Origin of the sequence: Bacteroides sp. MSK.20.82 (assembly GCF_019052485.1) — a bacterium.
Lineage (GTDB): Bacteria > Bacteroidota > Bacteroidia > Bacteroidales > Bacteroidaceae > Bacteroides > Bacteroides thetaiotaomicron.
The window spans coordinates 67148-80756 of sequence record NZ_JAHQUN010000014.1 but is presented as its reverse complement, the minus strand read 5'-3'; the positions used below and the strand labels follow the sequence as shown (position 1 = coordinate 80756).

General features: G+C 40.6%; 7 protein-coding genes. 1 reads left to right on the top strand and 6 read right to left on the bottom strand.

Features of this window, described 5'->3' with window-relative positions; translation table 11 throughout:
* Window positions 1–3 precede the first annotated feature (3 nt).
* From KTR07_RS14205 to KTR07_RS14180, 6 genes are all read right to left on the bottom strand, one after another.
* Window positions 4–1053, bottom strand: coding sequence for a glycoside hydrolase family 43 protein (locus KTR07_RS14205; RefSeq protein ID WP_117978383.1), 1050 nt, complete (start codon window positions 1051–1053; stop codon window positions 4–6).
* Window positions 1054–1306: 253 nt separating this feature from the next.
* Complete coding sequence (locus KTR07_RS14200) at window positions 1307–3202, bottom strand: family 43 glycosylhydrolase (RefSeq protein WP_008767018.1); 1896 nt, start codon at window positions 3200–3202, stop codon at window positions 1307–1309.
* A 293-nt stretch (window positions 3203–3495) separates the two neighbouring features.
* A complete protein-coding gene (locus KTR07_RS14195; protein ID WP_016269784.1) occupies window positions 3496–4383 on the bottom strand; it encodes a BT_3044 domain-containing protein in 888 nt (295 codons plus the stop codon).
* Window positions 4384–4404: 21 nt separating this feature from the next.
* A complete protein-coding gene (locus tag KTR07_RS14190) occupies window positions 4405–6420 on the bottom strand; it encodes a RagB/SusD family nutrient uptake outer membrane protein (protein WP_016269783.1) in 2016 nt (671 codons plus the stop codon).
* Window positions 6421–6432: 12 nt separating this feature from the next.
* Window positions 6433–9534 (bottom strand): TonB-dependent receptor, encoded by a 3102-nt coding sequence (locus tag KTR07_RS14185; RefSeq protein ID WP_048694346.1) that lies wholly within the window; start codon window positions 9532–9534, stop codon window positions 6433–6435.
* A gap of 20 nt (window positions 9535–9554) precedes the next feature.
* Window positions 9555–10802 carry an IPT/TIG domain-containing protein gene (locus KTR07_RS14180; protein ID WP_225719969.1) on the bottom strand — a complete coding sequence of 416 codons (1248 nt, stop codon included), beginning with the start codon at window positions 10800–10802 and terminating at the stop codon, window positions 9555–9557.
* A gap of 850 nt (window positions 10803–11652) precedes the next feature.
* On the opposite strand from KTR07_RS14180, the gene KTR07_RS14175 reads away from it, so the two are divergent.
* The gene (locus KTR07_RS14175) at window positions 11653–12519 is read left to right on the top strand and encodes a hypothetical protein (RefSeq protein ID WP_055230184.1); all 867 of its coding nucleotides are present in this window, start codon (window positions 11653–11655) and stop codon (window positions 12517–12519) included.
* The last annotated feature ends 1090 nt before the right edge of the window (window positions 12520–13609 follow it).

Genomic DNA, 13609 nt, shown 5'->3' with positions numbered 1-13609 from the left:
GATCTATTTCTTCTGTTTATCAGATTTCTTCTGTTTGTCAAAGACAGTCAAATCCCACTTTTCATGCCATGGGATGGTAATAGCTCCGTCTTTTATCAATACAGGAAGCCATACATAGCGTGAATCTTCGAGGTCTTTCTTTTTCCAGCGGTCAAACATGGCAATATATGCATTCTTCTTTCCGATAACCGGTTGTACGTATGTACTCTGCGCATAGAAAGTCTTGTCTGCATCCGGACCCGTACAAGGATTACCTATCGTTTTCCATGTACCCATGATGGAATCCGCCACTGCGATTTCCGCCACATTCGGGTCCCAGCCGGTGCAGCCGGAACTTAGCATATAATATTTGCCTTTATGCTTAAACACCGCCGGAGCTTCACGGGATTCTTTGATGAAATTGCGTGTAAAGCGTCCGCTTGGTTTCAGGTAATCGTCTGTCAGGAGACTGATATACATGGTTTCGTTATTTTCTGAAGAATAGAATTGGTAGGCACGTCCGTCATCATCGACAAAAACTGTCTGGTCACGGCTCATCGCATTATTCGGCCGGAAACTTCCCAAGTAAGTGAATAGTCCGTTTGGAAAATCAGAGACAGCTACACCCGCACACGCTTTGCTGTAATCGGCACTCTCTACATGTGCCCACATCACGAACTTACCTGTCTTTTTATTATAAATCACTTTCGGACGTTCCAAAACCTTCGACGGATGCAGGTCATGGTTCGGGTCCTCTTTGACTGCCGGAAGCACAATGCCCTCAAACTTCCAGTTCAGTAAATCTTTGGAAGAATAGCAGCCTACTCCCGTCACATCTGTACGATAACACTCCCATGTAGCCCAATCAGGCAAAATCGTTTTGCCCTTTTTATATTCTCCATACCAGTAGTAAGTACCGTCGTGGTAAAGAAGTCCCCCGCCATGCGCATTGATAGGGTTACCGTCCGTATCCTTCCACACTTCCCCGGGAATAATATAACTATTCTTCTGAGCTCGCATTTGTATTGGCAGTAACCCTATACAAACCACTACCAGTAATAACATTCTTACCATATATATTTCATTATTTTTGATGTTTCTCATTATTCTCTGCCGACATATCACCTCGCAGTGAAATCATTCGCTCACAAAGATAACCTATACCATAAAGAAAAGAGTTCAAATATCCGTCAAAAAAGGGATATAAAAAGACCATTCTTCGCAAAATGTATAATCTTCCGGAATTTTCCCCTTTCTCATAGAGAATATTTATTGCTGAAAGCAATAAATATGAAAAGTATATCCGCCGGCTTCTATATATACGATATTAATCAAAATTCCACCTATCCATCCATTTTATAAAGGGGACTCCTTTATCATCAAACTGAACAGGCAGCCAGATGTAGCGTGAATCCGCCAGGCTCTTCGGACGCCACATATCCGCCATAAAGAAAAATTGCCCTTTCTCCGGCAAAGGCAATATATAAGTACTTTGTCCTCCAAATGTCTTATCCGCATCTTCACCAACACAAGGGTTCGGCAGTTGCTTCCATTCGCCCAACATAGAATCAGCGGTTAGCAAACGGGCTTTATTAGGATCCCATCCCGTGCAGCCGGAAGTTATCATCCAATAAGTTCCCTCTTTCTTGAATATAGCAGGAGCCTCATTGTGTCCACCAGGGAAAATACGGATATATTTTCCTGTATGACTGAGATAATCATCGGCCAGTTCTGCAATCTGCAATGTCAGGTTATCTTCTGAGGAATAGATATGATAAGCCTTTCCGTCATCGTCCACAAATAAAGTCATATCACGGGACATTTGTCCGTCTTTCAGATCACGCTTTACGAACATACCTTTTGCAATAGCTTCATACCACTTCGGTGTCCACCATTCCTTATACTCTTCCGGATTCCACTTCATTTTCCGTTCTTTTCGGGTCATGTTCAAGGGGTAAGCTCCCGGATTGACCCTGCCGGAGCGAATGAAACGATAGGGACCGGCAGGAGAATCACTCACTGCAACGGCTGCACGCGCAGGTCCATAACCTTGTCCTTTCAGTTCTAAATGAAGCCACATGACAAATTTCCCGGTTTTCGCATTATAGATCACCTTGGGGCGTTCCATGATGCATCCTTTCTCAATGTCATGCCCTTCTTCCTCAGAGACAGCTAAGGCAATACCTTCAGATTTCCAGTTATACAGGTCTGTTGATGAATAGCAGTTGATTCCCTTCTCTGTGACAAAACCGGATGCAGGACGGTGTTCTCCAAACCAATAATATTTTCCTTCATGGAAAAGTATTCCGCCACCGTGCGCATTGATTACATTGCCATCCGTATCTCTCCAGACCTTTCCGGAAGCGATTCCCTTTTCTTTCTGATAGACTCTTACATAATCTATTTCATACTTCATCGGCAGGGCGGCCTCATCAATCGGGCCACCGTTAATTCCGCCAATGGCGAGATTTAGTAACAGGTATTGTGGTTTTGTAAAAGGATTGGTACCTTTACCGATACTTCCATTCCTTGTGCTGCTCAGAGGAATTTCATTCAGCAGTTCATCGTCCAAATATAGTTTGATAGCCTCTTCATCCCAGTCCATGCGCCAGATATGGAACTTAGATGCCCAATCGGGATCTTTGTCAGTGAAATGCGAATAAGGAGTAGCCTGACTGTCCCATTTTGCATGCCATTGACGGTCTGTTCCCCAAGCAGCATTGGCTAAGATATGTGGTGTTCCTTTAATCTGATAATATTCCATGATATCTATCTCACCACATGAAGGCCATTCCATATTACTTCCCAATGTCCAGATAGCAGGCCATGCTCCTTTTGCCACAGGAATACGAGCCTTTATCTCAAAACGCCCATACAGAAACTCTTTCTTTCCGGCAGTAGTTACTGAAGAAGAGGTATAGTCAATAAATTCTCTCTTCTTCCGCCAATCATTACTTCCGGATACATAAAGAGGATTTTTACGGTTCTGCTCTTTCCGGGCTTCTATTATCAACAGCCCATTCTTGCAAACTGCATTGTCGGATTGGTACCATTGAGCTTCTTCATTACGCGCATATCCTTGCTCAAAGTTCCATACAGAAGAGTTCAAAGGACCATCTGCATTAAATTCATCACTCCAAACAAGTTGCCAGTCGTCCTGGGCAAATATGCATAGTGAAAATGACAAGCCCATCATTAAATTTACAATCTTCTTTATCTTCATACTAATTTGTTTTTCTTTGGTATATCCAAACCTATTGAACTATTTATCCCTAATAAATAAAATGATTCATATTTACATCAGCAAAAATAAGACTTCAATAAAAAATAAAGGACTAGAAATCGTGCAATTAGGTCGAACTTTAGATCATATTCATTGAAATGACTCAATAATGAGCATCTTTGCACGATTTTATACCGAATAGAACACATCTGAAGTCATATAATCAAACGCAGGAGACAAGTTCAATCATCTCATCCCCTGCATTTACTACCTATATAAAAAATACCTATCGATTACTTCGTCATTGTACCCCTCAAGCGATACCTCTTTCCACCGGACTCGTAATCGTAACAAAATGTAAATGTGCCATCCTCAAAACTAACGGTTCCGTTAGAAACCGGAAGATTCTTCCAGCCAGCCACTGTAAAAGTACCGTCCGGTTGGCGTGTAAACGTCACACCGTTGTTATCAATTGAGTTGAAATAGTCTTCAGTTGTTATGTTTCCCGTTGGTGAAAGATCTGAATTCTGCGTAACATTAAAGAAACGAGCCTGATCTTTATTCACTGCCTTCAACGTACGCTGCATATTAACGGAAGAAGGAGTCAGTTCTTCATCATTGTCAGTCAACGTATATCTGATGGCTACCATCTGATAAGTCCCTGAAAAGTCATTCGTTAAATTGAGATTCATTATGAGAACTGTATCCTTAGGCTGTTTCACGTAATCGGATACTGACTCAATTTTGAAAGTCAACGCATAAAGTTTATCACAATCCAATCCGGAAGTTTCGACAGTAAATGGCAACCGACTATATACATCGCCCGCTTTAATGGTCGTGCTCATTGACGGAAAACTGCAAAATTGATCACCCAACTTCTGATATTTTAATGGGGCATCCAACATATACTTATTATTGTACCATTCGATGGTAGCGTCATTGTGAGTCAAGACGACTTCCACATTCCGGTCGATATTCTGGCTACCTCCCGTAGCAATGGCAACATACGCATTTTGCGGACCATCGCCATACGCCACATCAAATTGCTGTACCACTTCATAGGCACCTACAATATAAACTTGTTTGTAGTATTGTTCACCATCCAAAGGGCTCTCTTTACTACAGGATGCAAATAATCCTGCAAGTAGCCCCAACGTATAAATAGTTCTAATTAGTTTCATATTTCTTTTGATTATATAGGTTTATCTCCATTCCGGATTTTGCACGAGGTTCTTGTTTTTATCCAACACACTCTTAGGTATAGGATAGAAATAGTGTTTGTACGAGAATGAACGCCGTGTCAATTTATCGTTCAAAATAGTTGTTGTGTAGAATTTCTGACGTTCATTGCTTCTTGCTTTGACGTTGCAACCGGAGATAGGACGATTGTATGCCTCCATAGCATCTCCCCAACGGCGCAAGTCGTGATAACGACGTCCTTCGCAAGCAAACTCTATTCTGCGTTCATGCTTAATCAGTTCACGGACCTTATTCCTGTCGGCAGCAACAGCCTCAGTAATTCCGGGCAGACCGGCACGATGACGAATCAGATTGAAATACTTCACAATATCAGCTGTATTATGTTCCACCGTCACTTGACTGCCGTTAGGCATCTCCATCGTATAAGGTTCTTTCAACTCATTAATAGCCTCCACATAATTCAGCAATGTTTCCGCATACCGGAAAACCGGGAAATATTTAGCTTTGACCGTACCCTTTTTCATCTCATCTTCCAAATGTCTATATTTGACACAAGTATAGCCTGTACGATTATAATCTTCAGGATGATCCGGATTAGCGGAAGCATATCCGTCGGAATAATAAGTAACCTCAATATTCTTGTACTGATTCTCCGAAGAAGAAGTGCCTGGCCAGAATGAATGGCAAAAGCCTATCGTTGCATAAAAACGAGGTTCGCGATTGTTATACATTCTAGCAGTGCTCGCTAGAAGTGTAAAGCCAGAGAAAGTTTGGTTGGCGCCGCCAATTCTTTCAAAATTAACGCTGGCATCCGGATAAGGATAGTCCTGACTGGATTCATTGATATCTTGTCCGTCCACCATTTGGTAAGCATCAATCAAGTCTTGTACGAGATTCAAGCCACCCCATCCACCTAATTTGAAAGGTGCAGCAGCCACCAATGGGGCATCACCTGTCGGCATTTGACAGGAATAGATAAATTCAGGATTAATCATCACAGGAATTTCACCACTGAATGTATAAGTCAACGAACGGTAATGGTCGATACCGGCTGCTCCCTTTGGATAAGGCTCATAATAATCCGGATCTATCTCTTTGATAAATTCTTCATTAGTGGGCAGATCCTTGCTATCTATTTCTTTGGGAGTCCAATACAACTCAAATTTATTTGAATCAATAATGTATTTTGAATAAGCGGCAGACACTCCCCATTTCGAATTATCATTTTCCTGCGAAATAAAGTTTGCGCCGTCACTTGTCCGCTGCCAGTCAGCATAAAACTTATTGCCGTTATACCACGGACTGGCTGCATACAATGTAATTCTCGACAAAGTAGCGTAAGCGGCCCATTGAGTAGGAAGCGTCACAACCGTTGAACTTTCTACTTCCAGTGGCAAGAACTGAATGGCCAGAGACATCCATTTACGGATTTCCAATACGCATTCATCGTATGTTCCTCGTTCCAGTGACATTTCGGCTACCGGCACATCCACATTAAAGGGCGTTTCCGGAACAATGGGCACAGGTCCGTACTGCAACATCAGCAGATAATAATAATATCCTACCAAAAAGTAGCATCGTCCCATCAACTCACGACGTTCAACGTCTGTCACATCGGGTACTTCATTGATTCTCGACAAGGCAGTGAGTGCCATACGAATACCCTGGTAATATTTGGGATAGTTATTGTAATATCCGTCATAAGGAGTAATCTCGTCCAGCAAAAACTTCATGCCGTAGTGCTGGCTATCATTCCAGGACATGAAATTCTCATCAGAAGCAATTTGGAACGGTGTAGAAGAATTTGACCAAAGTTTGCCTTCATTGGGTATATATTGCGCTGCACCGTTAATATACTGATCCAGGAGTTCTTTGCGAGAGAATACAGAGTCAAGAAAAGTCATCTGGTCAATATATTCTTCGACATCCAGATAATCACCGCAAGATTGCAGCCCGATGGTTATACTACAAACCATCGACAGAAATAAAGTCTTTATAATATTTGTTTTCTTTTTCATAATAATCGTCCTTTAGAAAGTTAAGTTCAACTGTAAGGTGTACATCCTTTGCAAAGGATATTCCGCTCCATTACCAGAGGCTTGCGATGGATCAAAAAGCTTCACTTTATCCCACACATGTAGATTCTCGCCTATCAGACTGAGAGTAGCAGATTCCACACCGACACGACTCTTCAACCAATTATTCGTAAAGCGGTAAGAGATATCTACATTTTTGAGACGTAGATATTTACCGTCAGCTAACCAGAAGGTAGACTCCTGATTATTATTTTTATTTTCTCCATACGTTAGTCGCGGAAACTTAGCATTCGGATTCTCTGCCAATGCAGGATCAATGCCATTAGCCTCAGCATATTCTCTTGGAATCCAACGATTTCTTGGATCAGCAACCATTTCGAGTAAGTTGCCTCTTGATTCATTTAAGAAAGGATAGAATCCCCGACCACCTTGAAAATATTGTACTTTAGAGACTCCTTCAAACAAAATACTAACACGGAATGCCTTGTAGTTCCAATCAAGTGCAAAACCGTATTGTATAAACGGTACAGCAGAGTAGTTGAGAGGTACGACGTCATCTTTATCAATCTTACCGTCACCGTTCACATCCTTATACTTGATATCGCCCGGACGATAATTATCCATAAAGGTCTGTTTGGGACTACTTTTAATGTCATCCTCATCTTTAAATAATCCCAAAGCAATTAATCCGCGCTGTACTTTGTAAGGGACTCCGGAATTAGACTGATATGGATAATTCACCCCACTCTGTTCCCAGTAGATCACTTCGTTTTCAGCGTGAGTAAAGTTACCACGTACAGTAAGAGCCATATCCTTATTAAATGTATGAGTATAAGCTAGTGTACCATCCATACCCCACGACTTCATGCTTCCGATATTAGCATAAGGAAGTACATTGCTTAAACCACCCTCGTCCGGTATATTGGCACGCCTCTGGAAAATATCGGTTGTCTTCGTATGAAAGAAATCCACTGTCATGTCTACCTTATCATCAAAGAAACGGGCATCGATACCAAAGTTCGTTTTTGTACTGACTTCCCATTTTAAATTCATTGATCCGGTACGATTTTCGGCAAGTCCGGTTCCCCATGTACTGGAAACGTTACCTAAAGTAGTTAAATAAGGGAATCGAATATCATTACCATTCTCATCTTTCAGACGATCATTTCCTACCCGTCCCCAAGAAGCACGGAACTTCAGGAAGTTATTGAATGGGAGCAGGTTTCTATACCAATCATATTGCGTAGGCACCCACCCCCCGGAGATAGAGGGGAACCAACCGTAGCGACGTTCTTTATTGAAATTTTCCGAACCGGTATAGCCAAGATTACCTTCTACGAGATAGGTATCTTTATAAGAATAGGTAGCGCGGAAGGAAAGTGCCTGATAACGTTTGGGAATGCTGACCAGCACACCGTTTCCCCAATCCACATTGGTCAGTTCCTGGCGGTAAAAATGCGCCAACCCCGTCACACGGTGATCTTGATTAAACAAACGTTTATAGTTGGCGGCAGCTTCGAAATATAATTCCCGATTGGATGCTGATGCTTGTATTGCTGTCATATCCTCCTTATTTACAGTACGCACAGTTTTCAAGCTACCATCCAAATAACGTCCATCTTTGGGATCGGCATAATATTGTTCGGGGTTCATGTGTCTGTCGACTATGTGTGCACCATTCATGGAGAATGAGAACAAGCCACGTACTGACAATCCCTCTGTGATTATACCCAAATCCTGCGACAAGCCTACATTTATTTTGGTAGAATACGTCTCATTGGTAGTATATCCCATGTAATTCAGGCGTACATACGGTGATTTATCCTCCAGATTAGTGCCATAAGCAGGCAACTGACCATTAGAGTACCTCACTGGAACCACAGTAGGAGGTAAGTTCGCTTGCGATTCCCACAGGTATTTATTGCTTGAGCCTGTTCCTGGTGCGTTTTGTGTCTTGATTACTGCTTCCAAATTCAAACTCAACAAAGTTGTTTTTGTAAGGTCAGCATCAATATTCGTACGGAAATTATATTTATGATAGTTTACATTAACGTCATGTTTGCTTGCAGACTTATCCTGTTTAAATAGAGCTTCAGAGTTAAGGATACCCAAACTCATATAGTAGCGAGCACTTTGTCCACCACCGGAAATACTTAAATGGTGTTGATTGTTAATTACATGATCTTTCAAAATCACATCACGCCAATTCACATTCGGATATAAATCCGGGTCAAGACCTGTTTTGAATAATTCTAGTTCAGTAGCAGAATATACCGGGTCGTCTCCACGAACAGAGCGCGCTTCATTCGCCAATGTTGCATATTGATAAGCATCGGCATATTCCGGCATACGGGGTGAATAAGAATAAGTAGCATTAGTTTTGAAATTGACATGCAACTTTCCGGCTTTTCCTCGCTTCGTAGTAACTACAACTACACCATTGGCACCGCGAGTTCCATAAACGGCTGTTGCCGATGCATCTTTCAGAATACTAAAACTTTCGATATCAGCAGGATCAAGATCGTTGATATTTCCTTCGATTCCGTCTATCAACACCAATGCACTAGAACTGGCGCCAAACGTACTCATACCACGAATCCAGAACTCCGAGAAGTTGTTACCAGGTTCGCCACTTCGGGTCACGGCAATAATGCCCGGCACGCGTCCACCCAACATGTTACTCACCGATACCGCAGGAGCTTGAATCCCTGCCGGGTCTACATTGGTGATAGCGCCTACTACAGAAACCTTTCTCTGAGTATCACGCCCCACTACCACAACCTCATCAAACTCATTGACCGCCTCCTTCAAAGCAATCTTCTCTTTCAGTTTCGTAGCAGTATATTTAATTTCCCGAGTTTCATAACCTATATAAGAAAATACGAGTGTACTTCCGGCAGGAACACCTGTCATCTTAAACCGTCCGTCAAAATCGGTAACAACTCCTACACCCTGTTTTCCTTTTATCTGAACAGACACTCCGATGAGTTCCTGTCCTTGCTCGTCCAAGACGATACCCGCAACATCTATTCCGCCTTGGGCGAACATAGTTGCTGACATGAATACCCAAAATAGTACTAAAATACTTCGTTTCATATTTATGTTTTTCTTAGTGATTATTCTACTGCATACTTCCTAATAGCTTTTCCCCAGGCTTCAGCTATCCAATAGCCACCTTCACCATCGTAACAAATATCATAAGGATAGTTAAAGGTAGCTTCCAGCGGTGTGCCATCTATCTGACTTGCTACATCTACCTGACCAGCTACAGTAGATACATAGCCATCAAGAATATCCAACTTGCGCAAGCAGTACCCCTTAAATCCATCAACAATATAAAAGTTTCCATCTTCGTCCACTGTCATTCCGTTGGGTTGGGCAAACAAAGCTTCTTCCCGAAGACCATCTTGCACTGTCTTTTGGGTAGCCGACCCACAGAACCATTCACATTCTCCATCAGGAGTAATCTTGTAAACTGAAGACAGATTCTGGTCAGACATGTAGAAATTGCTATCTACAAAATAATAAATAAGATAAGGGCCAGGATTTGTGCCAAGAGATCCTGAGAGTTCCAGTTGCTTTATTAATGTTACCTCTTGTGTCTTCACATTGAAGCGACCGAAATTCTTGTTAGAATCAACAAAATAGAGCCATTCTTCTGTCTCATCCAATGCAACAGCACCAATTTTACCACTAAAAGTAGAACCAAGCTGTCCGATACGTGTAGGTGCCCAACCACTTGCTTTCATATAGACATATACTGTATGAGTCCCTTCCCAACCAATACTATACACTCTTTGTTTGTCTTTGGTAACAGCAGGCTTTCCACCTTTAAAACCCGGATGAACGGTAGTCACCTTGTTATCATCCACCGAAATCAAACGGACACGAGGATCATCTCTTTGATAAGCAAGTACCGTATTATTTCCTACGGCTGCAATTCCCCACATGTACTTGAACTTTGCAGATGCAAGGTCACCATCATCATTCCCATCTTTTGAAGCCGAACCAGAGATGGTAGAAACATTCTGGGCCTGTTCATACTTAAATGTGCCATCTGTAGTCACTTCCTTCCCATCAACAATTACCTTGATACGGTTTCCACCCGGCAATTGTCTGGGTGCAAGACAATAAAGGGTATTGTTATCGATACCTATTACTGTAGATAAGCGTTCTGCTGCCTCGTCCACAAAATAAACTTTCACCTTTGATTTGTCTGTACCAAAGTTAGAACCTTTAACGATAACCTTTTCCCGTAGCTTGCCCTCTACCGGCATAAAGCTCTCCACTGTAACGGGCTGATTCGGATCATAAGTCGCCCCAGTGGTTTTGTTGTCATCGCTATCTTTACAGCTTCCTATCAAAAAGAGAAGTGTTAGCACTAAAGAATAGAAAATGCAATTTTTCATAGCAAAAATATTAATGAATTAATAAATAATGATTAGTCTCAAGATTACGTCCGAACAGTATGACATTTAAGACTCCATACTTTGAGCTAGTTGTTTTCTTTGTTAATGTTTCATTTTTCATCATATTAGTATATATTTAGAATTGTCAATTGTTTCACCGACTTATCAGCCTAGATGTCAACGAATGCAAACATAGACCATTCTAATGTCAACAAAGAGTAATAATCATCTTTATAGGGAGAATTATAGTGATTAACTTATTTTCCTCCTTTATGAATGATAATTCTCCCTATAAAATGCTGTATTTAACTCTTTTCTATGTGGTTATGAATCTGCGACCCAATTATTACAATCATTGCAGTCAAATACAATAATCCCTTTCTCTATAAAAAATAAGACCTGCGAATGCATGAATTAATTCGTCCGCCTATGGGCAACGTTTCGTCCGGCTATAGGCAAACGCAATGTCGTCTATAGGCAAACTTGCGTCCGACTATAGGCAGACGAATTAATTTATGTACTGAAAGGGATTATTTATAGCACAAACCGGAGCTAAATTTAGCATTGAAATTCTTTATCCAATAAACGACTTTTAGATTTATATGATTTGAATTTATATATGAACGGTCTGGCTCATTTTTACACCAAATTGAATTATATCTCATCCTATAATTTTCAATAAATGATCCGTCGCATTAAATAAAGTACTATTTTTGGAAATCATGTCTTTCAACTTTGACAGGTGATATAGAGGCATTTTATAAGCGAATTATTAATCATATATTCAACTTTAAATTAGAAAATTATGGAAAAACAGATTTTGAATTTCGTTTTCATTTCAGTATGCTCATTTCTGTTATTCATTAGTTGCAGTAGTGAAGACAGTATAAATGATTCTCATTACACTCAACAATGTAATGTGACAACTCGATATTCATCTGTCGGATGGGGCATTGCTAGATGTACAATAAAAGGAAGAACAGTTTTTATAGAGTGGAATTTCCCAACTGCATCAGAAAAACCAGTTGGTATGTTGTTCACGTTACGCTCAAACTTCTATGGGTATATAGATTCATTTGAAACTTTCGAAGAAGAAATGGTCGGAACAAGAAGCTTTGAACTCCCTACTTCCTTCACATTCATTCAAGGTGATACACTTTGGCTAGAAATAAAGGATGGGGGAGGATTGCCCGTTACTTTACAATTGACATCTATTGACATAGATGAATATAGCGGTCAAAGTAGTAGCGAACCTAAATGTGATCACAATTTTGATTTTAGAGACACAAGCATCACAGTAGGATTAGATCTAAGTACTGGCAAAATCGAAGGGTCTATTGGTTATACTAAACGATGTAGACTTATAATGGTTTACAGCTATTATGATTTAATGCACAAGAAAACAATCCGTGGATATTGCTGTCAAGATATAGTCAATGGCATCGTGAATACAAATTGGAATGATGGTCCCTATATTCATAGTTATTATTATATGTCCAATGTAGAATGTGAACTTCGAATATATAGTTTATCTTGTGACAAAAGGATTCCTGATTCAGATACAAGCTTTAACAACAGCGGAAACTGTACCAATTATTTAAGAACAACATTCTCTTTTTCTGGAAATACTCCTCTATATTCTCTTTCTGAATATATGGCAATTGTCAAATAACAACAAGCATTAGAGTTTATTGAAAATATTTTTACATTCATGCGTATACATATATAAAAATACACACATATTAACTCTGCTTTATTTTTGAAAGATGGGAAATTCTCTAATTACCATAAATTCTGAAAATATCCCATCTTTCTATCATCATTATTAAGAAGAATCGTTTTAAAGCAAAATTCTTTACTCTTATTTTTTTTCTTCTCGAGTAAACCGTACTATATAGACAGATAATAATCTGTTGACAAGATCAATTCATATCTGATGCGAATAGCTCAGACCCTGTTCGAAAAAGGCACAAAAGCTCTACCTTTCCAAGAAAAGGTGAACACCTTGCATTCAGCCTTTTCAGCTTCGCTCGCAAACGCCTTGCCAGAAGTGGATATCGGCTGAAGGCACTCTTCTGTGCCCCACTACTAAGATGTTCCAGGAGAGGGTAGGTGCTTTCAGCCCTTTCAGCCTGAAAAATAATTCGTTCGAACGCCAGTAGTTTCTCACAAAACAGAGGCTGTATTTTCGTATAACAGAGGCTCTATTCAGTACAAACAGAGGGTCTGTCCGACGCAAACAGACCCTCTGTTTGTTTCTGGACTATTAGTCTGTTTACTAATTTAAATAAGCCGATATTCCACCAACCTTCATCTCGGGGCTGAGTGACATTCACCTCGGTGGCGAATGAAATTCAGCCTCGAGCTTACGGAATTCAGCCCACGTGGTGAGTAACTATAACTTGTAATCCCAAAACTGAAAGGGCTGAAAGCACTTATCCCCTCCCAAAACATCCCAGAGACGGGGTATAAAAAAGCGCCTTCAGCCGATATCCACTTCTGGCAAGGCATTTGCGAGCGAAGCTGAAAAGGCTGAATGCTAGATATAATCCAATAGTAGTACGGAGGAAAGTCAGCACATCATTCATTGGATAGTTGTACATCTTCGACTCAAATGTTGTACAAGAATCAAGCAACTCAAGTACTTACAACCATTAAGTCCTATACTTATTGGGGAGTACTCTTTTAGATGTCTGATTCATTTCTTATACAAGAAGTTCATTCATAACCAAAGCAGAAATGCATTAAATGTATTTTTGTCA

Coding starts and splice junctions, on each gene's coding strand:
- KTR07_RS14185 (WP_048694346.1), bottom strand. CDS start 9,534: ATGAAACGAAGTATTTTAGTACTATTTTGGGTATTCATGTCAGCAACT.
- KTR07_RS14195 (WP_016269784.1), bottom strand. CDS start 4,383: ATGAAACTAATTAGAACTATTTATACGTTGGGGCTACTTGCAGGATTA.
- KTR07_RS14200 (WP_008767018.1), bottom strand. CDS start 3,202: ATGAAGATAAAGAAGATTGTAAATTTAATGATGGGCTTGTCATTTTCA.
- KTR07_RS14205 (WP_117978383.1), bottom strand. CDS start 1,053: ATGGTAAGAATGTTATTACTGGTAGTGGTTTGTATAGGGTTACTGCCA.
- KTR07_RS14190 (WP_016269783.1), bottom strand. CDS start 6,420: ATGAAAAAGAAAACAAATATTATAAAGACTTTATTTCTGTCGATGGTT.
- KTR07_RS14175 (WP_055230184.1), top strand. CDS start 11,653: ATGGAAAAACAGATTTTGAATTTCGTTTTCATTTCAGTATGCTCATTT.